Annotated in this window: 20 protein-coding genes and 1 riboswitch; of the genes, 10 read left to right on the forward strand and 10 right to left on the reverse strand. The window is 69.2% G+C overall.

What is annotated here, in order from left to right:
* Nucleotides 1–36: 36 nt before the first annotated feature.
* The 6 genes from ribH to AC3WS6_RS07470 form a co-directional block, all read right to left on the reverse strand.
* A complete protein-coding gene (ribH, locus tag AC3WS6_RS07445) occupies nucleotides 37–510 on the reverse strand; it encodes a 6,7-dimethyl-8-ribityllumazine synthase (protein ID WP_492500406.1) in 474 nt (157 codons plus the stop codon).
* Entirely contained in the window at nucleotides 507–1,775 is a 1,269-nt protein-coding gene (gene ribA, locus AC3WS6_RS07450; protein ID WP_492500407.1) for a GTP cyclohydrolase II, read from the reverse strand. The genes ribH and ribA overlap by 4 nt, the downstream gene beginning before the upstream one ends.
* Nucleotides 1,772–2,401 (reverse strand): riboflavin synthase, encoded by a 630-nt coding sequence (locus AC3WS6_RS07455; protein WP_492500408.1) that lies wholly within the window; start codon nucleotides 2,399–2,401, stop codon nucleotides 1,772–1,774. The genes ribA and AC3WS6_RS07455 overlap by 4 nt, the downstream gene beginning before the upstream one ends.
* A complete protein-coding gene (gene ribD / locus AC3WS6_RS07460) occupies nucleotides 2,401–3,435 on the reverse strand; it encodes a bifunctional diaminohydroxyphosphoribosylaminopyrimidine deaminase/5-amino-6-(5-phosphoribosylamino)uracil reductase RibD (protein WP_492500409.1) in 1,035 nt (344 codons plus the stop codon). The genes AC3WS6_RS07455 and ribD overlap by 1 nt, the downstream gene beginning before the upstream one ends.
* Nucleotides 3,436–3,507: 72 nt before the next feature.
* A riboswitch (FMN riboswitch) is annotated at nucleotides 3,508–3,653 on the reverse strand.
* A 53-nt stretch (nucleotides 3,654–3,706) separates the two neighbouring features.
* A complete protein-coding gene (locus tag AC3WS6_RS07465) occupies nucleotides 3,707–4,570 on the reverse strand; it encodes an Fpg/Nei family DNA glycosylase (RefSeq protein WP_492500410.1) in 864 nt (287 codons plus the stop codon).
* Nucleotides 4,571–4,603: 33 nt separating this feature from the next.
* Nucleotides 4,604–5,167 carry a GNAT family N-acetyltransferase gene (locus tag AC3WS6_RS07470; protein ID WP_492500411.1) on the reverse strand — a complete coding sequence of 188 codons (564 nt, stop codon included), beginning with the start codon at nucleotides 5,165–5,167 and terminating at the stop codon, nucleotides 4,604–4,606.
* Nucleotides 5,168–5,244: 77 nt separating this feature from the next.
* On the opposite strand from AC3WS6_RS07470, the gene mfd reads away from it, so the two are divergent.
* The gene (mfd, locus tag AC3WS6_RS07475; protein WP_492500412.1) at nucleotides 5,245–8,808 is read left to right on the forward strand and encodes a transcription-repair coupling factor; all 3,564 of its coding nucleotides are present in this window, start codon (nucleotides 5,245–5,247) and stop codon (nucleotides 8,806–8,808) included.
* 11 nt (nucleotides 8,809–8,819) lie between these two features.
* On the opposite strand, the gene AC3WS6_RS07480 is transcribed toward mfd, so the two are convergent.
* The gene (locus tag AC3WS6_RS07480; protein ID WP_492500413.1) at nucleotides 8,820–9,701 is read right to left on the reverse strand and encodes an SDR family oxidoreductase; all 882 of its coding nucleotides are present in this window, start codon (nucleotides 9,699–9,701) and stop codon (nucleotides 8,820–8,822) included.
* Nucleotides 9,702–9,877: 176 nt separating this feature from the next.
* Between AC3WS6_RS07480 and AC3WS6_RS07485 the strand changes: the two genes are divergently transcribed.
* The 4 genes from AC3WS6_RS07485 to AC3WS6_RS07500 all read left to right on the forward strand — a co-directional run bounded on the left by AC3WS6_RS07485 (nucleotide 9,878) and on the right by AC3WS6_RS07500 (nucleotide 15,225).
* The gene (locus tag AC3WS6_RS07485) at nucleotides 9,878–10,039 is read left to right on the forward strand and encodes a hypothetical protein (RefSeq protein WP_492500414.1); all 162 of its coding nucleotides are present in this window, start codon (nucleotides 9,878–9,880) and stop codon (nucleotides 10,037–10,039) included.
* 41 nt (nucleotides 10,040–10,080) lie between these two features.
* Nucleotides 10,081–10,707, forward strand: coding sequence for a gamma carbonic anhydrase family protein (locus AC3WS6_RS07490; RefSeq protein WP_492500415.1), 627 nt, complete (start codon nucleotides 10,081–10,083; stop codon nucleotides 10,705–10,707).
* Nucleotides 10,704–13,643, forward strand: coding sequence for an aminotransferase (locus tag AC3WS6_RS07495; protein ID WP_492500416.1), 2,940 nt, complete (start codon nucleotides 10,704–10,706; stop codon nucleotides 13,641–13,643). The genes AC3WS6_RS07490 and AC3WS6_RS07495 overlap by 4 nt, the downstream gene beginning before the upstream one ends.
* 154 nt (nucleotides 13,644–13,797) lie before the next feature.
* Complete coding sequence (locus AC3WS6_RS07500; protein ID WP_492500417.1) at nucleotides 13,798–15,225, forward strand: APC family permease; 1,428 nt, start codon at nucleotides 13,798–13,800, stop codon at nucleotides 15,223–15,225.
* Between the two features lie 90 nt (nucleotides 15,226–15,315).
* Here AC3WS6_RS07500 and gdhA read toward each other — a convergent pair whose 3' ends face one another.
* Both gdhA and AC3WS6_RS07510 read right to left on the reverse strand, forming a co-directional pair.
* Nucleotides 15,316–16,686 carry an NADP-specific glutamate dehydrogenase gene (gene gdhA, locus AC3WS6_RS07505; protein ID WP_492500418.1) on the reverse strand — a complete coding sequence of 457 codons (1,371 nt, stop codon included), beginning with the start codon at nucleotides 16,684–16,686 and terminating at the stop codon, nucleotides 15,316–15,318.
* A gap of 145 nt (nucleotides 16,687–16,831) precedes the next feature.
* Entirely contained in the window at nucleotides 16,832–19,519 is a 2,688-nt protein-coding gene (locus tag AC3WS6_RS07510) for a phosphoenolpyruvate carboxylase (RefSeq protein WP_492500419.1), read from the reverse strand.
* Nucleotides 19,520–19,605: 86 nt separating this feature from the next.
* On the opposite strand from AC3WS6_RS07510, the gene AC3WS6_RS07515 reads away from it, so the two are divergent.
* The 4 genes from AC3WS6_RS07515 (at nucleotide 19,606) to AC3WS6_RS07530 (ending at nucleotide 23,622) form a co-directional block, all read left to right on the forward strand.
* A complete protein-coding gene (locus tag AC3WS6_RS07515) occupies nucleotides 19,606–20,772 on the forward strand; it encodes a Na+/H+ antiporter NhaA (protein WP_492500420.1) in 1,167 nt (388 codons plus the stop codon).
* Nucleotides 20,769–21,440, forward strand: coding sequence for a nucleoside triphosphate pyrophosphohydrolase (locus AC3WS6_RS07520; RefSeq protein WP_492500421.1), 672 nt, complete (start codon nucleotides 20,769–20,771; stop codon nucleotides 21,438–21,440). Before AC3WS6_RS07515 ends, AC3WS6_RS07520 begins: the two co-directional genes overlap by 4 nt.
* 65 nt (nucleotides 21,441–21,505) lie before the next feature.
* Nucleotides 21,506–22,756, forward strand: coding sequence for a histidine--tRNA ligase (locus tag AC3WS6_RS07525; protein WP_492501465.1), 1,251 nt, complete (start codon nucleotides 21,506–21,508; stop codon nucleotides 22,754–22,756).
* A 53-nt stretch (nucleotides 22,757–22,809) separates the two neighbouring features.
* Nucleotides 22,810–23,622 (forward strand): SGNH/GDSL hydrolase family protein, encoded by an 813-nt coding sequence (locus tag AC3WS6_RS07530; protein ID WP_492500422.1) that lies wholly within the window; start codon nucleotides 22,810–22,812, stop codon nucleotides 23,620–23,622.
* Here AC3WS6_RS07530 and AC3WS6_RS07535 read toward each other — a convergent pair.
* Nucleotides 23,591–24,115, reverse strand: coding sequence for a VOC family protein (locus tag AC3WS6_RS07535; RefSeq protein WP_492500423.1), 525 nt, complete (start codon nucleotides 24,113–24,115; stop codon nucleotides 23,591–23,593). The two genes, AC3WS6_RS07530 and AC3WS6_RS07535, sit on opposite strands and share 32 nt — an antisense overlap.
* 80 nt (nucleotides 24,116–24,195) lie before the next feature.
* Here AC3WS6_RS07535 and AC3WS6_RS07540 point away from each other — a divergent pair, with 80 nt between their 5' ends.
* Nucleotides 24,196–24,429: a hypothetical protein gene (locus AC3WS6_RS07540; protein WP_492500424.1), complete on the forward strand. Its 234-nt coding sequence runs from the start codon at nucleotides 24,196–24,198 to the stop codon at nucleotides 24,427–24,429.
* Nucleotides 24,430–24,433: the final 4 nt, after the last annotated feature.

The raw sequence follows: 24,433 nt of genomic DNA on the forward strand, positions 1-24,433 counted from the left end.
ACGGGGCGTGCGCGCCAGCAAGGGCAGGCTGACCTCTCAGCCGCGCAGCTCGCGCACGAGGAGCGCGGTGCGCAGCGCCGCATCCGCAGCCTCCGCGCCCTTGTCCTCCTTCGAGCCCTCGAGACCCGCGCGGTCGAGACCCTGCTTCTCGTCGTCGAGGGTGAGCACGCCGAAGCCCACCGGCTTGCCCGCATCGAGCGAGACACGGGTGAGCCCATCGGTGGTCGCCGCCGAGACGTACTCGAAGTGCGGGGTTCCACCGCGGATGATCACGCCGAGCGCGACCACGGCGTCGGCGCCGCCTGCGAACGCGGCCTGAGCCGCGAGGGCGAGCTCGAACGAGCCGGGCACGCGCACCAGTCGGTACGCGGCGTCGGCCTCGTCGAGGACGCGCTGCGCACCGGCGATCAGGCCGTCGGTGATGACGTCGTGCCAGGTGCCGGCGACGATGACGACCTTCAGTCCGCGTCCGTCGATCTTCTCGGTCTCGGGTGCTCCTGCGCCGCTCATGCGTCGTCCTTCCGTCCGTCGGCGAGAGCCTCTGCGAGCTCCGCCTCTCCGATGATGTGACCCATCCGGTCACGTTTGGTCTCGAGGTACTGGTGGTTGTTGGGCCCCACACCGACGATCAGCGGCACCTGCTCGACGACGTCGAGCCCGAGGCCGCGCAGCTGATTCACCTTGTCGGTGTTGTTCGTCAGCAGCCGCACCTTCGACACCCCGAGGTCTGCGAGGATCCCCGCCGCAGCCGCATAGTCGCGGGCATCGGCGGGCAAGCCCAGCGCGAGGTTGGCGTCGACGGTGTCGAGGCCTTCCTCCTGGAGGCTGTACGCGCGGAGCTTGTTGATCAGGCCGATGCCTCGCCCCTCGTGGCCCCGCATATAAATGACGATGCCCCCGTCCTGCTCGATCGCATCGAGAGCCGCGTCCAGCTGCGGGCCGCATTCGCACTTGAGCGAGCCGAACGCCTCACCGGTCAGGCACTCGGAGTGCACGCGCACGAGTGCGGTCTCGCTCGGCTCGCCCGACACGACGGCGATGTGGTCGGTGCCGGTCACCCTGTCCTTATAGGCGAGGAACCGGAAGGTCCCGTGCGTCGTCGGCACGGTCGCGTCGGCGCGCAGGCTGACACGACGACTGGCGCGTTCCGGCGACCACCCGGTCGGGTCGACCTCGTTGAGGTGCGCGATGAGCTGCTCGATCGTGATGACCGGCACTCCGTCGCGCGCGCCCAGCTCGATGAGGCCGGGCAGGCGCATCATGCTGCCGTCCTCGGCGACGACCTCGGCGATCGCGCCCACGGGCCGCAGCCCGGCGAGCTTCATCAGATCGACCGCGGCCTCGGTGTGACCGCTGCGCTCTCGCACGCCGCCGTCGACCGCGCGCAGCGGCAGGACGTGACCGGGGCGGATGATGCTGGTCGCGGTCGACTCCGGGTTCGCGAGCACGTTGAGAGTGTGCGCGCGGTCGTGCGCGCTGATACCGGTCGTCACACCCTCTGCTGCGTCGACGCTCACGGTGTAGGCGGTCGAGCGTGCGTCTTCCGAGGCGGCGACCATCGGCTGCAGGTTGAGGTTGTCGGCGAGGTCGGCGGGCATCGGGGCGCAGATGAACCCGGACGACCAGCGCACGGTCCATGCGACCCATTCGGGCGTGGCGAGCTCGGCCGACATGATGACGTCGCCCTCGTTCTCCCGGTTCTCGTCATCCGCGACGAGAACCGGTCGTCCGGCGCGCAGCGCTTCGAGGGCCTCGGTGATGGTGGAAAGGCTCATCGTGAGCCTCCTTCCGGTGCTGCCTGGAACGCGAGCAGGCGCTCGACGTGGCGGGCGAGGATGTCGGTCTCGAGGTTCACCCGGTCGCCGACCGTGCGCGAGCCGAGGGTGGTGGCGGCGAGGGTCTCGGGGATCAGCGAGATCTCGAACCAGTGCGCGTCGGCATCGACGGCGCTGACTGCGCTCACCGTGAGCGAGGTGCCGTCGACCGAGATCGAGCCCTTGTCGACGACCAGCGGGGCGAGGTCGTCGGGCAACGAGATGCGCAGCACGCTCCACTGCTCGCCGGGGCGCACGTCGAGCACGTCACCGACGCCGTCGACGTGCCCCTGCACGATGTGGCCGCCGAGTCGCGCGCCGACCGGCATCGCCTTCTCGATGTTCACGCGGGTGCCGACGGATGCTCCGCCGAGAGCCGCCACGTCGAGGGTCTGCCTCATGACGTCGGCGTCGAAGGTGTCGACGGTCGAATCGACGACCGTGAGGCACACTCCCGAGACCGCGATCGACTCGCCGTGCACGGCGTCGGAGACCGCCTTGGGTGCGCGAACCGTCAGCCGCCAGCCGTCTCCGGCGGGCGCGATCGCGGTGATCTCGCCGATCTCCTCGATGATTCCGGTGAACATCAGGCGACTCCTTCTTCGGTGGTGAGCGCTGGATGAGCGATCGCCAGCAGATCCGCCCCGAGAGGCAGCCACTCCTCGACCGTCAGTCTGCGGGCGGCGTCGATCGATCCGACGCCGATGTCTGTGAGTGCCAGCCGATCGCCGCCCAGCAGCACCGGCGCGAGGTAGGCGAGCACGCGATCTGCGAGTCCGGCGGCGACGAAGGCACTTGCGAGCGTCGGACCGCCTTCGACGAACACGCTCTGGATGCCGCGCGAGTGCAGGTCGGCGAGAACGTCGTGCAGGTCATGCGTGTCGTAGAAGAGCGGTGTCTTCGGATGCCGACGGATCGCCGCGTCGTCAGGTGTGGCCCGGGACCCGATCACGACCGGCACCGGCTGGTTCTCGAACAGCGTGTCTCCGTCGCGCGCGGTCAGCGACGGGTCATCGGCGAGCACGGTGCCGGTGCCGACCACGATCGCATCGGATGCGGCGCGTCGCCGGTGCACATCGGCGCGAGCATCGGGTCCGGTGATCCACTGACTGGTGCCGTCGGCTGCCGCCGCGCGGCCGTCGAGCGACTGAGCCCACTTGACGGTCACATGCGGGCGGCCCAGGCGCTGCGCCGTGAGCCAGCCGTCGATGACTCGCTGCGCGACATCGCTCTGCTCGCCCGACTCGACGCTGACTCCCGCTTCGCGCAGGCGTTCTGCGCCCCCACCCGATACCGCACCGGGATCGTCGAGCGCGTACACCACGCGAGCGATGCCCGCCTCGATCAGTGCCACGGCGCAGGGGCCTGTCCGGCCGGTGTGATTGCACGGCTCGAGAGTCACGACAGCCGTCGCGCCCGCTGCGTCGCCGGGGGCGAGCTTCGCGAGAGCGTCGACCTCGGCGTGCGGCGTGCCGGCACCGTGGTGCCAGCCCTCGGCGATGATCTCGCCGCCGGGGGAGAGGATGACGGCGCCGACCTGCGGGTTCACGCCGCGGGGGCCGAGCACCGCGAGCTCGAGCGCACGGGACATGGCCCTGCGTTCCGCCTCGTTCACTGCCATCCGTGGTCCTCTCTGAGGCTCCGGGGAGATCTCCTCATCGGAGACACAGGCAGAACGCGCGCACGGCGGCGCACCGTGCTGCCTCCCTTCCGGACTAGCGAGGCTGCGCCTCGCATCACCGTCGGTCCCGGATTTCCACCGGATCGGCACCTCGGAGAACCGAGACGCTCGCGGACTGTCACCGCCGGTTCGGATTCCCACCGACCCCGGAGCACGTTGATGTTCTGAGTGTACAAGGCGCACCGAACGCATTTCATTCCGCGTCGAAGTACTACTTCAGCAGCCTCGACAGGCGCCGGTCGGCGAGCGGTTTGCCGCCGGTCTGGCACGTGGGGCAGTACTCCATCGAACGGTCCGCGAAGAACACGCTGCGCACCGTGTCGCCGCAGACGGGGCATGCCTCGCCTCGACGCGCATGCACCTGCATTCCGCGGCGCTTGGCGTCCTTCAGGTCGGCCGGCGGCTTGCCGGACGCCTCCGCCACGGCCTCTGCCAGCGTCGTCTTCATCGCGCTGAAGAGGCGATCGATCTCGTCGTCGCCGAGCTTGTCGGCGATCGCGTACGGCGACATGCGCGCCGCGTGCAGGATCTCGTCGGAGTACGCGTTGCCGATGCCGGCGATGACCCCCTGGTCGCGCAGCAGCCCTTTGATCTGCGTCCGGCGTCCATGCAGCAGGGCGGCGAACGCATCGCGGGTGAAGGAAGCCTCGAGCGGATCGGGCCCCAGCCTCGCGATGCCGGGTACCTCGTCGGGACTGCGCACGACGTAGACCGCGAGCGACTTCTTGGTGCCGGCCTCGGTGAGGTCGAACCCGCTCTCGTCGTCGAGTCCCACGCGCAGCGCGATCGGCGACTTGCCCGGTTTGATCAGAGTCGTCGGCAGGGTCTCGTACCAGCGCAGCCACCCAGCCTTCGCGAGGTGGAACACGAGATGGAGCTCCGTGCCGCACGCGATGTCGATGAACTTGCCACGTCGCGAGACAGCCGTGATCTGCGCGCCGTGCAGGGCGGTGTTCGGCGGGTCGTAGGTCTTCAGCGCGGCGATCGCGCCGACACTCGTGCGCACGATCGTGCGTCCGAGTGCTCGTTCGGCGAGAAAGGTGGTGAGTCCCTGCACCTCGGGCATCTCCGGCATGCGCTCATCCTGCCATCGGGGCCCGACATCCGGCTAGAGCACCGGCCAGTCGACGGGCGTGCGGTCATCGGTCGCGAGCAGTCCGCCGAACCACCCGTCGTCCCGGCCGCGCTGGCTCGTGAGGGACGCGCGAGACATTCCCTCGTATCGGAATCCGAGCGCGCGTGCGGCTCGCGCCGAGGCGATGTTGCCCCGCACCGCGCGCCACTCGATGCGCGCGAGAGCGAGGTCGCGGAAGGCCCAGTCGACGATCTCGCGAGCGGCCTCGACGAGGTAGCCCTGGCCGCGCGCCTCGCGAGTGACCCAATAGCCGATCTCCGCACTGCCTCCCGCCGGGTGCGGGTCGATGCGATGCAACCCGATCGACGCGACAAGCCCGCCGTCGCGATATGCGCACCAGATGGCCTGGCTCCCGTCTGCCCACCACTCGCCGACGAGGCGCACGTACTCCTCGGCATCCTTGCGGAAGTACGGATCCGGCACCGTCGTCCACCGCGCGATCTCAGGGTCCTGGCAGGCGGACGCGATCGTGTCGACATCAGTCTCGTCCGGAACGTGCAGGCGGAGGCGTTCTGTCGTGAGGGTGACCGGTTCCATCCGAGAAGCCTACGGGCGCGAGCGTCGCCGGCCGCCGGACGGGAGCCGGTGTCGGAGGCCGCGGCTAGGCTTGACCGGTGACTGTTCCGGGGATTCTGCGCGCCTTGGAAGAGGCGTCTCTTTTTCGTGACGCCCTCAGCTGGGCGCAGACCGATGCCGACCTGGGCCTCGTCGACGGCCTCGACGCCCCGGCGCTCGCCGGTCTGCTCGAGAAGCGGCGTGCCGCGGGGCACCCCCCAGCCCTCCTCACCGTCGTGCCCACCGGCAGGCGAGCCGAGAGCCTCGCGCAGGCGCTCGCCGCATACATCCCCGATGCTGAGGTCGTCACCTTCCCGGCGTGGGAGACCCTTCCGCACGAGCGGCTGAGCCCGAGCCCCGACACCGTCGGCCAGCGCCTGCAGACCCTCCGTCGCGTCGCCGAATGGTCGGGTGACCATCCGCTCGTGGTGGTGGCCTCGGTGCGTGCTGCTCTGCAGCCGATCGCCGGCAACCTCGGCGAGATCGCGCCGCTCGAACTGCGCGCAGGCACGCGCGGCAATGAACTCGATCGCGTCGTCGAGCAGCTCGTCGAACGCGCGTACTCCCGGGTCGATATGGTGTCGCGACGAGGAGAGTTCGCGGTGCGCGGCGGCATCCTCGACGTCTTCCCCGCGATTTCCGAGCATCCCTTCCGCGTCGAGTTCTTCGGCGACGAGGTCGATCAGATCCGCGCCTTCTCGGTCGCCGACCAGCGATCGCTCCCGGGAGACGTCGACGGCGTCGACCTTCCGCCGAGCCGTGAGCTGCTGCTCACCCCTGACGTGCGCGACCGCGCGCGGGCACTGATCGGCGGGTTCCCCGCGATCGCGGGCATGCTCGAGAAGATGGCCGAGGGCATCCCGGTCGAGGGCATGGAGTCGCTCCTTCCCGCGGTGTCCGGTCCGCTCAAGTCGCTGGCCGAGTATCTGCCCGAGGGCAGCGCCACAGCCGTCGTCGACCCCGAACGCTCGAGCGCCCGAGCCATCACGCTGGGTGAGACCAACCGCGAGTTCCTCGACGCGGCGTGGAGCGCCGCGACCTCCGGTGCCTCTGCTCCCATCGATCTCGGCGCGGGTGACTTCCTGACCATCGCCCGACTCCGCGAGGTCGTGCGCGATCGTGGCGGAGTGTGGTGGCGCTTGAGCCCGTTCGCGATGGGCGGCGAAGACGCCGAGACCATCGACGCCCAGGTCATCCCGTCGTTCCACGGCAACGTCGACGGCGCGATCTCGTTCGTCGACGCCAAGGTCGCCGAGGGGTGGCGGGTGGTCGTGATCGCTGCCGGTGCCGGCCTCGTCGATCGCGCTCGAGACGTGCTCTCCGATCGCGGCATCGCCGCACGCATCGTCTCCGAACTCACCGAGGCACCCGACACGGGGGTGGCGACGCTCGTCACGGGTTCGGTCGAGGCCGGATTCCAGAGCGCCGAGGCGAAGCTCGCCGTGCTCACCGACAACGAGTTCTACGGGCGCACGATCGGCGGCGACCAGCGCGTGGTCAAGAAGCTCGCGTCCCGCCGCAAGAACGTCGTCGATCCGCTGCAGCTCAAGCCCGGCGACTTCGTCGTGCACAACACGCACGGCATCGGACGGTTCGTCGAGATGACCCAGCGCGAGGTGTCGACGGGTGGTCGCAATGCGACCAAGTCGGTGCGCGACTACCTGGTGCTCGAGTACGCGCCGTCCAAGCGGGGCTATCCGGGTGACAAGCTGTTCGTGCCCACCGACCAGCTCGACCTGCTGTCGAAGTACGTCGGCGGAGAAGGCCCCACCCTCTCGAAGATGGGCGGCAGCGACTGGTCGCAGGCGAAGGGCAAGGCGCGCAAGGCCGTGCGCGACATCGCCGTCGAGCTCGTGAAGCTGTATTCGGCGCGGATGAGCGCCAAGGGTCACGCATTCGGGCCGGACACGCCGTGGCAGCGAGAGCTCGAAGAGGCGTTCCCCTTCGCCGAGACGCTCGACCAGCTGCAGACCATCGACGAGATCAAGGCCGATATGGAGCGCCCGATCCCGATGGACCGCCTGCTCTCGGGCGATGTCGGCTTCGGAAAGACCGAGGTCGCCGTGCGAGCGGCGTTCAAGGCGATCCAAGACGGCAAGCAGGTGGCGATGCTCGTGCCGACCACGCTGCTCGTGAAGCAGCACCTCGAGACGTTCACCGAGCGGTTCGCCGGGTTCCCGGTGAAGGTGCGCCCGCTGTCGCGCTTCCAGACCGACAAAGAGGCGCGCCTCACCCTTGACGGACTGCTCGACGGCACGGTCGACATGGTGATCGGCACGCACCGAATCCTCACGGATCAGGTCATGTTCAAGGACCTCGGTCTGATGATCATCGACGAGGAGCAGCGTTTCGGCGTCGAGCACAAGGACACGCTCAAGAAGATGAAGACCAACGTCGACATCCTCGCGATGAGTGCGACGCCGATCCCTCGCACGCTCGAGATGGCCGTCACTGGCATCCGAGAGATGTCGACTCTCGCCACCCCGCCCGAGGATCGGCATCCGATCCTCTCGTTCGTCGGTCCGCGCAGTGACAAGCAGATCACCGCCGCCATCCGCCGCGAGATCCTGCGCGAGGGACAGGTGTTCTTCGTGCACAACCGTGTGCAGTCGATCCAGCGTGTCGCCGCTCAGCTCGCGGAACTCGTGCCCGAGGCGCGCATCGCGGTCGCCCACGGGCAGATGGGGGAGCACGCGCTCGAGCAGGTCGTCGACGACTTCTGGGAGCGCAAATTCGACGTGCTCGTCTCGACGACGATCATCGAGACCGGTCTCGACATCTCGAACGCGAACACCATCATCATCGACAGGGCCGACAAGTACGGGCTCAGCCAGCTGCATCAGCTGCGCGGACGAGTCGGCCGCGGCCGCGAGCGCGCATACGCCTACTTCCTGTACGACGAGATGAAGCCGCTGAGCGAGACGGCGGCCGACCGACTGCAGACCATCGCGGTGAACAACGATCTTGGCTCCGGCATGCAGGTCGCGCTGAAAGACCTCGAGCTGCGCGGTGCGGGCAACCTGCTCGGGGGCGAGCAGGCAGGCCACATCGCCGGCGTCGGGTTCGATCTCTACCTCCGGATGATCGGCGAGGCCGTCGCCACATTCCGCGGAGAAGACGTCGACTCCGGGCAGGAGCTGCGTCTGGAGTTGCCCTTGGAGGCGCGGATCCCCGAGTACTACATCGACAGCGAGAGGCTCCGGCTCGAGGCCTATCAGAAGCTCTCGGCGGCCTCGACCGCGACCGCGAAGGACGACGCGATCGATCTCGTCATCGAGGAGCTCACCGACCGTTACGGCGCTCCGCCCGAAGACGTCGAGGGGCTCATCGCCGTGGCGCGTCTGCGGCGGCGGGCCGCTCGGGCCGGACTCTCCGACGTCGTCGTGATGGGATCGAACCTCCGTATCGCGCCCGCGCGCCTCGAGGACTCGATCAAGGTGCGATTGCAGCGTCTGTATCCGAAGGCGAAGCTCGTCGCGGGCGGCGAGGCGCTCGTGGTGCCGATGCCGACGGTTCCTGCGGCGGTCGGCGTGGGTGTCGAGCCGCTGCCCGACGCCGAGCTGCTGCAGTGGGTGTCACAGCTCTTCACCGCGATCTTCCCCGAGCCCGTCAAGGCCGAGTGACCTCGGTCTCTTCAGAGCGAGAATCCGCCGTCGGTCGTCAGCACCTGTCCGACGACCCACGACCCCGCGTCCGTGCACAGCCAGCTGATCAGGCGAGCAGGGTCGTCCGTGCGGCCGACTCGCCCGAACGGCGTCCCTGAGATCCACTCGTCGACGCCCGACAGGTCCCGATCCGTCGTCTCTGCATCGAGGTAGCCCGTGTTCACCGGACCCGGGTTCACGGTGTTGAGCACGAGGCCGACATCGAGCAGTTCGGCCGCCGTCGAGCGCGTGATGCCCGCGAGCGCCGCCTTGCTCGTGGCATACGAGATCTCTCCGCGCATCGCGCTGTGGCCCTGACCCGACGTCATCCAGACGACGTGGCCCGTGGGTTTCTCGAAGGGGCCGAGTGACGGGATGCTGTCGCCGGGTCGGGCCGCGGCGGTCGTGACCCCGCCGAGCTCCTGGCGTCGGCGTCGAGCCAGCCCGGCCGTCAGCAGCAGCGACGCGCGCGCATTGGCCTGCCAGTGCGCGTCGAGGCGGTCGGCGGTCATGTCGAAGATCGTGCCGTCCCCTCCACTCATCGCCTGATTGCAGATGACGATGTCGAGCCTGCCCGACAGTGACGACGCCGCGTCCAGCAGCGGCTCGATGCTCGCCGGGTCGCGGAGATCGGCGTGAGCGTCGCCCATCACCGCTCCGGGCGCGAGCGCGTCGCGGATGCCCGCCCTGACCGCGTCGAGGTCGTCGCCGCCCCACGGGTGATCGAGATCGTGGGGACGGAAGTGATGGAAGAAGATGTTCGCGCCGAGGGCGGCGAGGGCCGTCGCGGTCGCGAATCCGATGCCACGTCGGCGCGAGACACCGGTCACCAGTGCGGTGCGGCCGAGCAGGGGAAGGACGGTGGGGTGCATGAGATGCCTTTCGATCGAGAACGCCCCGGGCACGCTGATCAGCGTGCGGAGGCGGAGAGTGGGGATCGGGTCACCGGCATTTCATGACCGTCAGCGTAGCAGCGTCGCCGCTACCCACCCGCGCCGCGTACGTCAACGGGTTGTTCGGTCACTCCTCCTGCCCGCATGCTGGACGCATGTGGATTCTCCTGATCCTCCTCCTCGTCGTCTGGGCCGCACTGTCGGTCTTCGGCTTCCTCGTCGAGGGACTGCTGTGGCTGGCTGTCGTGGGCATCGTGCTGTTCCTCGCGACGGCTGTCGTCGGCGTGCTCAGAGGGCGCGCGGCGACCAAGGAGTAGCGGGAGCCACTCCACCATCCCGACGGCGCTACGCTGGCGTCATGTTGTACGAGCACCTCGGGGCTCGGCCCCGGATTCATGACACCGCCGTCGTCGCTCCCACCGCCGTCATCTCCGGCGACGTCGAGATCGGCCCGCACTGCCAGGTGCTGCATGGCGCCGTGATCACGGCCGAGGGAGGTCCCATCCGGCTCGGCGCGCACGTCATCGTGATGGAGAACGCGCTGATCCGTGCGACAGCGGCGAACGCCGTGCACGTCGGGTCTCACACGCTGGTCGGGACGCTCGCGAGCATCGCCGGAGCCACGGTGGGCGAGGAGGTCTTCCTCGCGTCCGGCGCGCGTGTCTTCAACGGCGCTCTGATCGGTGATCGGTGCGAGGTGCGGGTGAACGCCATCGTGCACCGACGCGCCGTGCTCCCCGCTGGCTCCGTCGTGCCGATCGGGTGGGTCGCGGTGGGCGACCCGGTGCAGCTGCTGTCTCCTGACCGCGATGCCGAGATCGCCGCCGCGCAGCCCGAGCTCGACTTCCCTGGTCACGTCTTCGGCGTCGACCGCGACACCCCTGACCTGATGGTGCAGCTGACCGAGAGATACGGCACATCGCTCGCGAGGCATGCAGACGACGTGCGGATCGACGGCGGCGGCAGGTCGGCGGGTCGCGAGTGAGCACCGGCGCGGGACTCGTGCGGCCCGCGATCAGCAGTGCCGATGCTGCGCTGATCGCGCGCGAGTGCTACGGGATCGAGGCCGTCGCGACGGAGCTGGGCAGCAACCAGGATCGCAACTTCTCACTCACCGAGCCCGACGGCTCGCGCAGCGTGCTCCGCGTCGACAATCCCGTCTTCGGCGATGACGCCCGGGACGCCCAGCACCTCGCCCTCGACGCCTACCGGGCTGCGGGAGTTCGCGTTCCCGCCGTGCTTCCCGGTCTCGACGGCGCGCTGACGCAGCGGTGGCGCGGCTTCGCAGTACGCCGCAGCGAGTTCGCCGACGGCGAGCCGCTGGTCGACGCGGGGTACCTCGCACCCGTCGTCCTCACCGAGTTCGGCACTCTCGCTGCGGCATCCGTGAACGCACTCGCCGCGCTCGAGCATCCAGGGCTCGACCGCGACCAGATGTGGGACATGCGGGTCGCGCATGCGCAAGTCCGCGAGCTCGCGCCCTCGATCGCCGAGCCGGTGCTGCGGCGACAGGTGCTCGCCGCCGCCGACGACGCGCATGCGGCGGTGTCACGCGTGGCGGATGCACTGCGCGTGCAGCCGATCCACGGCGACCTCACGGACGACAACGTCATGGGCGCGCGCGGGGCCGATTCGCGCCTTCACCCGCGCGTCGTGCTCGATCTGGGTGACCTCGGCCTCGGCTGGCGCGTCGCAGAACTCGCCGTGTGCGCGTCGTCGATGCTTCATCACGAGCCGGATCGTCCGCTCCGCGTGCTCGACACCGTCGCCGCCTTCCATGCCGAGGCGCCACTGGATCGGCACGAGGCGCTCGCCGTGTGGCCGCTGATCGTGCTGCGCGCGTCGCTGCTCGTGGCGAGCGGCTGGCGACAGCTCGAGATCGACGGGGACAACGACTACGCGCGGGAGCGGATTGCGGCCGAGCAGGCGATCTTCGATGCGGCGACCGCGCTGCCGCTCGTCGAGGCGACCGAGCATGTGGTGGCGAGGCTGGGGTTCGAGGCGCAGGAGTTCATCGCCACCCCGGTCGCGGGCGAGGTCATCGGCTTCCTGCCCGATGTCAGCGGTCCTCTGTCGGTCATCGATGCCGGGGTCGAGTCCGACGCGCTCGATGCGGGTCGGTGGGCCGCGTCCGATGCGGAGGATCTGCTGATCGCGAGGGCATTCGCCGATGGCGCGCGCGTGGCCGTGATGCCGTATGGCGCCTTCCGTCTCACGCGCACCGCCGTCGACACGGCCGATGCCGCGGCGACCTGGCCCATCGAGACCGAGCTGCACATCGCCCCGGGGCCGTCGTCGCGGCTGCTCGCCCCGGTGGCGGGAGAGCTGTCGGTGGACGGCGACCGCGTGCGCATCGCCACGGCCGACGGCTGGGTGGTCGAAGTCCGTGCCGCCGACCTCGAGCCGGCGCGTCCGGCCACGGTCGCCGCGGGGGAGAACATCGGCAAGCTCGCGGCATCCTTCGACAGGAGGACCCTGGTGCTGGCGGTGCGCCGGGCCGACGCGCCGGACCTGCCGGGGTCCGGCGACGGGGCGCGTCTCGTGGCGCCCGAGCGAGTGCCCGCCTGGTCGCGCCTCGCCGCGGATCCCGCTGTGCTGCTCGGCCTCGCGTCCCGGGCGCGACGAGACGAATCGGCCGACGAGCTCGAGCGTCGTGCGCATGTGTTCGCCGAAGCCCAGGAACGCTACTACGAGCACCCGCCGCAGATCGAGCGGGGCTGGCGTCATCACCTGATCGACACGACCGGACGCAGCTACATCGACATGGTCAACAACGTCGCTGGCCTCGGACACGGGCACCCTGCGATCGCCGCGGCCGCCGCTCGCCAGCTTCGCACCCTCGCGACCAACTCGCGGTTCCTCTTCCGTGACCTGGCCGAGTACAGCGAGCGTCTGACGGCTCTCATGCCCGCGGGGAGCGGGCTCGACACGGTGCTGCTCGTGAACAGCGGCTCCGAGGCGGTCGACCTCGCGCTCCGTCTCGCGCAGGCGGCCACAGGTCGGCGCACCGTCGTCGCGCTCCGCGAGGCGTACCACGGGTGGACCATGGCCAGCGACGCGGTCACCACCAGTGCGTACGACAATCCGCATGCGCTCGACTCCCGTCCCGAGTGGGTGCACGTGGCCGACGTTGCGAACCCGTTCCGAGGCACGTACCGCGGTGCGGGCTCGGCTGATCGATATCTGGCAGACCTGGGCGATGACCTCGACGGTCTCGCCGAACAGGGCAGACACGTCGCAGCGTTCCTGTGCGAATCGGTGCTGGGCAATGCGGGGGGAGTGCTCCTGCCCGACGGCTACCTCGCCGGCGCGTACGAGCGCGTGCGCGCACACGGCGGCCTCTGCATCGCCGACGAGGTGCAGGTCGGGTTCGGGCGCATGGGCACGACCTTCTGGGGGTTCGAGCAGTCGGGCGTCGTGCCCGACATCGTGACGATCGCCAAGCCCATGGGCAACGGGTTCCCGATCGGAGGCGTCATCACCTCGAAGCGCATCGCCGATGCGCTGAGCACCGAGGGGCAGTTCTTCTCCTCGGCGGGCGGAAGCAGCCTCAGCTGCCGGGTCGGGATCGCCGTGCTCGACGCCATGATCGACGACGACGTCCAGCGCAATGCACGCGAGATCGGACCGCGACTCGCCGAGGGTCTTCGTGAGCTGGGGCATCGGCATCCGCTCATCGGAGCGGTGCACGGGGCAGGGCTCTACCTCGGCGTCGAGCTTGTGCGCGACAGGGAATCGCTCGAGCCGGCATCCGCAGAGGCCGCTGCGATCTGCGAGAGGATGCGCGAGCTCGGGGTGATCGTCCTGACCACCTCGGAGCGCTCGAACGTGCTGAAGATCAAGCCTCCGCTGTGTCTCGACGCTCACAGCGCCGACCATGTCATCGCCGTGCTCGACAGGGTGCTCACGGAAGGCTGGTAGTCGAACCTTCGAAAAACGTGCGAAACGACGATGTTAAATGCGCATTTCGAATCCGATTATCTCTTCCGCTGATGAATAGCGCTGGTCCATACTGTTGCTCACAGCGCCGGACGACCCGAAGACCGGCCCCTGCGCAGTTCTCGAGGGAGTGCACATGGCCACGAAGACGAAGCCGCTCGCGCAAGGCGGCGGAACACTCAGACGCAATCTCGGCCTCTGGGCGATCGTAGGTCTCGGCCTCGGCTACATGACCCCGACGGTCGTCTTCGACACGTTCGGCATGGTCGCGCGCGACACCGACAACGTGGTTCCCGCCGCCTACCTGGTCGCACTCGTCGTGATGGTGTTCACCGCCATCAGCTACGGCAAGATCTCCCGCGCGATCCCGAGCGCCGGATCCGCGTACACGTATGTGCGGGAATCCATCCATCCGAACCTGGGCTTCATGGTCGGGTGGACTTCGCTCATCGACTACGTACTGCTCCCGATGGTCAACTGCCTCATCATCCGCAGCTACCTCGAAGCGCTGTTCCCCGACATCCCCGGCTGGATCTGGGTCGTGCTCTACTGCATCCTCGTCACGTCGATCATCTACATGACCATGCGCGGCACCTCGAACATGAACATGATCCTGCTCGTGTTCTCGATCGTCGTGATGGTGGTGTTCGTGGTCATGGTCGTGGCACAGCTGATGCGCGGAGAGGGCGCCGCCACGATCGCATCCGCAGCCCCGTTCATCCACGACGGCGCGACCATGAGTGCAGTGCTCATGGGGGCGACGATCGTCTGCTTCTCGTTCATCGGCTTCGACGCCGTGACGATGTATGCGGAGGAGGCGAAGGACCCGAAGATCATGCCGAAGGCGATCCTGCTGACCGTGCTGCTCGGCGGCGCGATCTTCCTCGTCGCCGCATACGTCACGCAGCTGCGGTTCCCGGACTGGAACGAGTTCGCGCCCGGGGGCGACATGCAGTACGTCGAGGACTCCACTCTGCCGATCATCGGCAACCTGGTCGGCGGCAATGTATTGATGGCGGTCCTCACGGCTGCGGGGTTCTGCGCGACCCTCGCCTCGGGCCTCGCGTCGCACGCCTCGGTCTCGCGCATGCTGCTCGTGATGGGACGCAACAACGTGCTGCCGCAGAAGGCGTTCGGCTACATCAATCCCCGCACGCACACACCGACGTTCAACATCGTGCTCGTCGGTGCGATCTCGCTGCTCGCGATCCCCTTCACCCTCGAGCTGATCGCGGCGTGGATCAACTACGGCGCGCTGATCGCGTTCACGTTCGTCAACATCTCGGTGATCGCGTGGTTCGCGGTTCGCAAGGGCCGTCGCAAGACGCCGAAGGACATCGTCAACTACATCGTGATGCCCGGCATCGGAATGCTGCTCACGGGTCTGCTGTGGGCCAATCTGCACCAGGACGCGCTCATCGGAGGTCTGACCTGGACCGCGCTCGGGCTGATCTACCTCGCCGTGATCACGAAGGGCTTCCGCAAGAAGGTGGTCGCGTTCGACGAGAACCAGGCGGTGACCGGGTTCAACAAGGTCGTCAAGGTGCCGGTCGACAAGAGCTGACGGCGCTCACCCGCTGTTCGAATCGCGCACTGTGCAGGAATCGACGATGGAAACCTGCACAGTGCGCGATTCGAAACGAGGAGAGAGCGGTCAGATGACGCCCTGCGCGAGCATCGCGCCCGCGACGCGCTCGAAACCGGCGATGTTCGCGCCGGCGACGTAGTCTCCCGCGACGTCATAGCGCTCGGCGGCGTCGAACGCGGCGCTGTGGATGTCGCCCATGATCTCGCGCAGTCGGTTCTCGCTGGCCTCGAAGCTCCAGCGCTGTCGGGATGCGTTCTGGCTCATCTCGAGAGCAGAGGTCGCGACTCCACCGGCGTTCGCGGCCTTGCCGGGAGCGAAGAGCACGCCTGCGCTCTGGAACGCCTCGACAGCGGCAGGGAGGCACGGCATGTTCGCGCCCTCGGAGACCGCACGGACGCCGTTGGCGATGAGCGCCTCGGCGGCATCGAGGTCGAGCTCGTTCTGCGTGGCAGAGGGCACGGCGATGTCGACCGGCACCTCCCAGACGCTGCCGCCCTCGATGAAGCGTGCCCCGGAGCGGCGGTTCGCGTACTCGACGATGCGAGCGCGCTCGACCTCCTTGATCTGGCGCAGCAGATCGACGTCGATGCCGGCGTCGTCGATGACGTACCCCGAGGAATCGGATGCGGTGACCGCGGTCGCGCCGAGCTGGGATGCCTTCTGGATCGCGTAGATCGCGACGTTGCCCGACCCCGAGACGCCGACGCGCTTGCCGTCGAGCGACTCGTTGTGGACCCCGAGCATCTCCTCCGCGAAGAACACGGCTCCGTAGCCCGTGGCCTCGGTGCGCACCTCGGCGCCACCCCAGCCGGTGCCCTTGCCGGTGAACATGCCCGATTCGTGGCGGTTGGTGATCTTGCGGTACTGGCCGAACAGGTACCCGATCTCGCGCCCGCCGACCCCGATGTCGCCCGCGGGAACATCGGTGTGCTCGCCCAGGTGCCGGTACAGCTCGTTCATGAACGACTGGCAGAAGCGCATGATCTCGGCGTCGGAGCGGCCGTGCGGATCGAAGTCCGAGCCGCCCTTGCCGCCGCCGATGCCCTGGCCGGTGAGCGCGTTCTTGAAGATCTGCTCGAAGCCGAGGAACTTGATGATCGAGAGGTTCACCGAAGGGTGGAAGCGGAGTCCGCCCTTGTACGGCCCGAGCACCGAGGAGAACTGGATGCGGTAGCCGCGGTTCACCTGCAGACGCCCCGAGTCGTCGACCCAGGGGACGCGGAAGAGGATCTGACGCTCCGGTTCGACGAGGCGCTCGAGGATCCCGCCGTCGACGAACTGCGGGTTCCGCTCGAGCACGGGGGCGATCGAGTGCAGCACCTCGTGCACGGCCTGCTGGAATTCGGGTTCGTGCGGGCTGCGGGCCAGCACGGTGTCGAAGACGGGCTGCACGGAATCGGCGAGCGGGTGGAAGTCGGCGGAGGACGAAGCGGTCACGCGAGAACTTTCTGACGGGGGATGGGAAGAAGGCGATCGTGTCGCGTGAGGGGTCGCCGGATCGGGCGGAGTTTTCACTCTATCGGGCACCGGGACGCGAGCCCTCTCGCATCCCGGTACACCGCACTCGTCGGCGGACGAGAGGTCACCCGGTGTTCTGCAGACCCGCTGCGACGCCGCTCACGGAGAGCAGCAGCAGCCGACGCTGCTCGTCGTCCGAGCCGGATCCGGTCGCCTGGGCGGGGTCTCGGAGAGCTCGGAGCGCGCGCAGCTGCAGCAGAGAGAGTGCGTCGACATAAGGCGTGCGCAGCTGCACGGCGCGCTGCAGGATCGGCTTGTTCTCGAGCAGTCCGACTCCACCCGTGAGACGGATCACCCACTCTCGCGTCAACGTCATCTCGTCGAGCACGAGCTGGGCGAGGTCGTCGCGGTCGCCGAGGGCGAGGTACTCACGGGCGATCCGCTCGTCGGTCTTCGCGAGGCTCATCGCGACGTTGTCGATCATGGTGCGCAGCAGCGGCCACTCCTGGTACGCCTCAGTGAGCCGGGCCTCGTCGCCGACAGCGGCGAGTGCGGTGCCGAGCCCGAACCAGCCGGCCAGGTTGATGCGCGCCTGCGTCCACGCGAAGACCCAGGGGATGGCACGCAGGTCCTCGAGCGATTCGACCGACAGGCCGCGTCGCGCCGGACGCGATCCGAGGGCGAGCAGACCGATCTCCTCCATCGGGGTGACCGTGGCGAACCAGGGCGCGAAGCCCTCGGCCTTCACGAGCGAGAAGAAGCGCTCGCGCGACGAGCGGTCCATGACGTCGGCGATGTCCGCGAAGCGGGCCGCCGCGTCGCTCGTGCGCTGCTCGACGGTGGGAGAGGAGGCGAGCAGGGTCGCGGCGGCGACCTGATCGATGTGGCGCATCGCGATCGCCGGCTCGCCGTAGCGCGCGAAGATCACCTCGCCCTGCTCGGTGAGCTTGAAGCGACCGTCGACCGAGTGCGGCGGCTGGGCGAGGATCGCCGAGTTCGCAGGCCCGCCACCGCGGCCGAGTGCGCCGCCGCGACCGTGGAAGAGCGTGAGTTCGAGCCCCTGGTCCTTCGCCCACTGGGCGATCTTCTGCTGGGCCTCGTACAGGGCGAGGTTCGCCGCCACAGGACCGACGTCCTTCGACGAGTCGGAGTAGCCGAGCATGACCTCGAGCCTGTTGCCGGTCGCGTCCAGCCGCTGGCGGAACTCCGGGTAGGTCACGACCTCCGCCAGGATCTCGGGGGCGGCCTGAAGGTCGGCGAAGGTCTCGAACAGCGGCACGACATCGAGTACCGGGGCGTCGTCACCCAGGGCGTGCTTCGCGAGCCGGTGCACGTTCGCGAGGTCCGAGGCAGCCTGCGTGAACGAGACGACGTATCGGCCGGCGGCACGGAGGCCACGATCCCGCTGGATGTCGGCGACCGCACGGAAGACCTCGAGCACCTCCTCGGTCTGCGCGCTGATCGCCTCGCCGCCCTCGAGTTCGGCGAGGGCCTTGGCGTGCACCTGGGAGTGCTGGCGGACCTCGAGCTCGGTCAGGTGGAACCCGTAGGTCTCGACCTGCCAGATCAGGTGCTGCACGCTGCCGAACGCGTGACGCTGGGCACCGGCGTCGCGCAGCGAGGCCTGCACCGCGCGCAGATCGGCGAGCAGTTCCTCCGGCGCGGAGTAACGCGCCTCCTCACCGCGACGCGTGGCACCCACGCGGTGTGCGAGTGCGAGCAGCACCCGACGGTGCGGCTCGCCCGGTGATCGCGCGCCGAGCTCCTCGGCGGGGCGCGGCTCGGCCGCGGCGAAGCGGTCCCAGAGTGCGATGACGTCGGCGCTCGGGGGAGTGTCGTCGGCGTCGAGAGTCAGGGTGCGGCCGATGCGCTCGAGCGCGCGCTCGAGTCCGCGCAGCACATGGTCTGCGGCGATCTGCGAGGCCTCGCGGGTGACTGATGCGGTGACGAAGGGGTTGCCGTCCCGGTCGCCTCCCACCCACGAGCCGATGCGCACGAACGCCGGCACGACGGGTGCGGTCGAACCCGAGTCGTCCCCACGCAGAGCATCGTCGATTCGGCGGTACACGTGCGGCACCGTCGTGAACAGCGTCTCGTCGAAGACGCCCATGACAGTGCGCACCTCGTCGGTGGGAGACGGCTTCTGCGCGCGCAGCGGCGCCGTGCGCCAGAGAGTGTCGATCTCTTCGAGCATCCGGCGCCGGGCGCGGTGCTCCTCGGCCCCGCCTTCGCTCGCTGCGTCGTGCTGGGTGAGCAGCTCGGACAGCCGGCGGATGCTCGACGAGACGGCGCGGCGACGCGCCTCGGTCGGGTGGGCCGTGAAGACGGGGTGGAAGCGGAGTCCCTCGAGCCGGCGGCGCGCCTCGTCGTCGCCGACCTCGGAACGCAGCTGGGCGTAGGCGGTGGCGACGGTGTCGGCTGCATCCTCGCGCCCCGGCTGTCCGGCGCGTTCGCGCAGCACGCGCACGCGCTGATGCTCCTCGGCGAGGTTCACCAGGTGGAAGTAGCACGTGAATGCACGGGCGACCTCGTCGGCGCGGGCGATGCTGAAGGACTCGGCGATCGCGGCGGCACGCTCGAAGGCGTCCGAGGTCTCTTCGTCGTAGGCCTGGATGGTGGCGAGACGGAGCCGTTCGACGTCCTCGAAGAGGCCGTCGCTTCCCGACTCCTTGAGGACCTGGCCGAGGAGGGCGCCGAGCATTCGGACGTCGGAGCGCATCGCATCCGGAATGCCGCGGCCGGCCTCGAAGCGGCCGATGATGCGGATGGCTGAGGTGTCGGTGGGCTCGGGGAAGGCGTGTTCGGGGGTCACGGTTCGAGAGTATCCCGGGTCGGGGCCGTGCTCTGAACTCATGACGATGCGAGACGCCGGGGGCGGCCACAACTACCATGGGGGCGATGCGCATCTCCGCGAACCCCCTCCGAGGGCAGCAGTTCCCCGCTGTCCTGTTGCTCGTCGCGGCAGGACTCGGGCTGCTCCTGGCGAACCTGCCCTCGCACGATGCGATCGCCGGCGTCCTCGACTTCCACATCGCGGTCCCCGGCACGAACCTCGACCTCTCGATCGAGCACTGGGTGTCAGACGGACTCCTCGCGGTGTTCTTCCTCGTCGTCGCGATCGAGCTGCGGCACGAGCTCACCCATGGCGAACTCGATTCCCCGAGCAAGGCCGTGCAGCCGGCGATCGCCGCCACGGGCGGCGTGCTGGTGCCGATCGCCGTCTACCTGCTCATCGCCGGCGACTCGGCGACCGCCACCGGCTGGCCCATCCCGACGGCGACCGACATCGCCTTCGCGCTGGGTGTGCTCGCGATGTTCGGACGTGGGCTCCCGTCGAACGTTCGCGTCTTCCTCCTCGCTCTGGCGATCCTCGACGACATCATCGGCATCATCTTCATCGCCGTGCTGTTCGCCCACGACGTGCAGTGGCTCTTCCTCGCGCTCGCCGTCGTCGGCGTGGTCGCCTTCTGGCTGCTCAGCCGACTGCTCCATGCCACGGGGCATGCTGCGATCGCCGTCGCGATGATCGTGGTCGGCATCGTGACCTGGGGTCTCGTGGCCTCGTCCGGCATCCACGCCACGATCGCCGGCGTGATGCTCGGGTTGGTGATGTCGCCGGTTCCCGCCGCGCGCACGCGGCACGCGCTCGAGCCGACGGTGAACGGCGCGATCCTGCCGATCTTCGCGTTCGTCGCCGCTTTCGTGGTGATCCCCGCTCTCGCGCCGTCACAGCTCTCGCCCGCGTTCTGGGGGATCGTCGTCGCACTGCCCGTCGGCAAGATCATCGGCATCTCGCTGTTCGGCTGGCTGGCGATGCGCATCCGTCCGCGAGGCTCTGCACCGGCCCTGCCGTTCGCAGACATCTTCGCGGCCGGCGCGCTCGGCGGCATCGGATTCACCGTCTCGCTGCTGCTTGCGAACCTCGCGTTCGCTGACGACGCGGGCACGCGCGATCAGGCGATCCTCGGCGTGCTGGTCGGATCGCTGTCGGCGCTCGTGCTCTCGGGGATCATCGTGTCGCTCCGCGCCCGCACCTATCGACGACTGAATGCCGTGGCGCTATGAGCACGCACGATCGCGATCCGCTGCGCGCGGCCGCCGACACGATGCGCGACGTGCGGGATCGCTGCGTCTGGTCGCAGCGGATCACCCACCGGGACCTCGTGCCCTACCTGATCGAGGAGTCGCACGAGGTGATCGACGCGGTCGAGAGCGGCACGCGGGCGGATCTGCGGGAAGAGCTCGGTGATCTGCTCTGGCAGGTGCTGTTCCACGCGGCGATCGCCGCGCAGGATCCCGACGACCCCTTCGACATCGACGATGTCGCCGAGACCCTCACCGAGAAGATGGTGCGGCGGCATCCGCACGTCTTCGCCGGCGAGACCGCGACGACACCCGAACAGGTGCTGATGCACTGGAACGCCGCGAAAGCCGCGGAGAAGCGCACGAGACGCAGCGTTCTCGAGGGCATTCCGCGCGGAATGCCGGCGCTCGCGCTCGCGCAGAAGATCGTCGGGCGAGCCGAGGGAGCGGGCGTCCGCATCGCCCAGTCGGAGGAGGGTGCGGCCGGCGCAGAGCCCGCTTCGAGACCGACCTCGGAGGCTGAACTCGGCGATGCTCTGCTCCGCCTCGTGTCTGTCGCGCGCGCCGAGGGGTGGGATGCCGAACGCGCGCTGCGGGAACGGCTCCGAGCGGCCGAGGCCGAGGTCCGTGAGGCGGAATCGGGGGCCTGAGGCCACGGCGTGCCTCGCCGACCTGGAAAGATGGAGGCGTGGCTACTGTGAACCCGCCGCGCGGAATGCGCGACATCCTCCCCGCCGACAAGGCCCGCCGCGAGCGCGTCCTCTCCGTGATCCGCGATCGCTACCGGTCGCACGGCTTCGACGAGATCGAGACGCCTGCGCTCGAGGAGTACTCGCGCTTGCACGCCGGCATCGGCGGCGACAACGAGAAGCTCGCCTACAACGTGCTCCGGCGCGGACTCGACGCCGAGGCGATCCGCGACGCGGCGGCCGATCAGAGTGCTCTCGCCGACCTGGGCCTGCGATACGACCTCACGGTGCCGCTCGCACGTTTCTACGCGAGCAATCGCGCTCAGCTGCCCGGCGTCTTCCGTTCGATCCAGATCGGCCCGGTCTGGCGTGCCGAGCGTCCGCAGAAGGGTCGCTACCGCCAGTTCGTGCAGTGCGACATCGACATCATCGGCGACGACTCGTCGCGCGCCGAGGCCGAGCTCATGGTCGCCTCGCTCGACGCGGTCGACGCGCTGGGTCTCGAGGGCGCGACCGTGCGCATCAATGACCGTCGAGCGCTGGACTGGATGCTCGACAGCTTCGGATTCACCGGCGACGAGCGCCCCGGCGTGTTGATCACGATCGACAAGCTCGACAAGATCGGCCCCGACGGCGTCGCCGCCGAGCTGCGCGAGCGCGGTTCGGCGCCATCGGCCGTCGATGCGTTCGAGGCGTTCCTCGTGCGCCCGCAGACCATGGAGTACAACCCCTTCGGCGAGCGTCAGATCCGCAAGGCGCTCCCCGAGAACGCCCCCGACGAGATCGTCGGACACCTCGTCGCGATCGGCGAGGCCGTCGCCGCCGGGCGAGACGCTTCCGACATCCCGCTCGTCTTCGATCCGTTCCTCGTGCGCGGCATGGGCTATTACACGGGCACGATCTTCGAGCTCGCGCACCCGTCGGTGTCGTACTCGCTCGGCGGTGGCGGCCGCTACGACGGGATGATCGGCCGCTTCCTCGGTCAGCAGGTCCCTGCCGTCGGGTTCTCGCTGGGCTTCGAGCGCCTCGTCGACCTCGTGACAGAGGATGCGGATGCCGGCGAGCGCGCGGTGGTGCTCATCCACGACGCCGATGTCCCGGTCGCCGAGCTCGTGCGACACAAGGCCGGTCTCGTGGCGTCCGGGGCGCGGGTGCGGCTGGAACGGCGCACGAAGAATGTGAAGGCCCTGCTGGAGCGTTCGGCTGCCGACGGGTACACGGAGTTCGCGACCGTCTCGGCGGGTGCCGCCGAACTGGAGCTCAAGCCCCTGTCCTGACGTCCCCGGACGCCGTTCACTCGGCGTTCACGCGATTCGGGTCGAATCGGAGCATGAGCCGACCGCCGTACGTCGCCGTCGCGGCGGTGGGCGTCGCCACCGCGGTGGCCGTCGTCGGAGTCCGGGCCGTCCTCACCCGACAGGCTGCGATCGCGCGTCGACGCATCGGCAAGCCGCTCGGCGAGCAGTCGATCGACGCCGACCGGGTCTGGCGTCGCTCGCTCGACGGCCGGCCGGTCGATCTGCTCGTGCTCGGAGACTCGCTGGCGGCCGGTCTCGGCGCCGAGCGGCGCAAGGAGACATTGGGCGGACGACTGGCCAAGGGTCTGGCGCGACGGATGCGGCGACCGGTGCATCTGCGCACCGCCGCCGTCGTCGGATCCGAGTCGCCCGACCTCGCCGCTCAGCTCGCCGGTCTGCCCGAGGACTACGTGCCGCACGTCGCTGTGATCGTGGTCGGGGGCAACGACGTGACGCACCGCATCCCCGTCGCTGTCTCGACTCAGCACCTTCGAGAGGCGATCCGGTGGCTGCGCGCGCGGAATGCGGAGGTCGTGGTCGGCACCTGCCCCGACCTCGGCGCGCTCCGCCCGGTGCCACAGCCTCTGCGGCGGCTGATGTCCGGCATGTCGCGTCGACTCGCCAGGGTTCAGACCGAGACCGCCCATGCCGAGGGCGCGCACGCCGTCGACCTCCGCCGCGCCGTCGGTCCGATGTTCTTCGACGATCCGGAAGCGATGTTCAGCCTCGACCGCTTTCACCCCAGCCCGCTCGGTTATCGGCGCACGGCCGAGGCACTGCTCCCCGCCGTGTGTCGCGCTGCCGAGACCGCTCTCAGCTCGCGTCGTCGGACGGCGCAGCGCTGAACGAGGCCGCCCACTCGGCGACCCGTCGCGCGCTCTCCTCGTCCGAGAGGTCCTCGACCCGTGTCATCACCGACCAGCGCACGCCGAACGGATCCCGGATGCTGGCGAATCGGTCTCCCGACACGAACGCGGACGGCGCCTCCCGTACGGTCGCTCCCGCGGCGACGGCGCGCTCGACGACGGCGTCGACATCCGAGACATAGAGCCCCATCGAGTAGCAGTCATCATCTCCCGACGGGGCGGGCACAAGGTGATAGTCCGGGCTCGGCTCGCCCAGCTGCAGGTGTCCGAGCCCGAAGTCGAGGTCCGCGTGGGCGACGACACCGCCGAACTCGGTGACGTCGATGACGCGCGCGCGGAAGACGCCCCGGTAGAAGTCGATCGCCTCTCGCGCCCGGGGAACGGCGAGGAAGGGAGTGAGGGCGGTCGCGCTGTTCGGTCGGCCCTCGGTCGTGTGCGCGCCGGTCACGCCGGTCCTGTTCTCTGTGGTCATGCAGCCACGGTAGGCAGCCGGCACCGGCGCGCGCTTGAACGTCCGCGACACGATCGCGCACGGGGTCGTAGGGTCGAGGCATGGACGTCGACTACCTCGGACCCACCGTGTCCGCCCTGTGGGTCACCGTGGCGATTCTCGCCGGCGGCTTCGCGCGCACCCGGAACAGATCTGCGCTGGCATGGTTCGTGCTGACGGTGTTCCTGGGGCCGATCGCCGCGTTCCTTCTCGTGGTCTGGCCGCCGGTCGGTTCCGCTCCGCACCGCGAGTCGCACGCCGTTCCTCCGCACGCCGCTCGCACCACCGACGACTAGCGCC

It is taken from the genome of Microbacterium sp. EB106-03-03-XG65 (assembly GCF_058791955.1).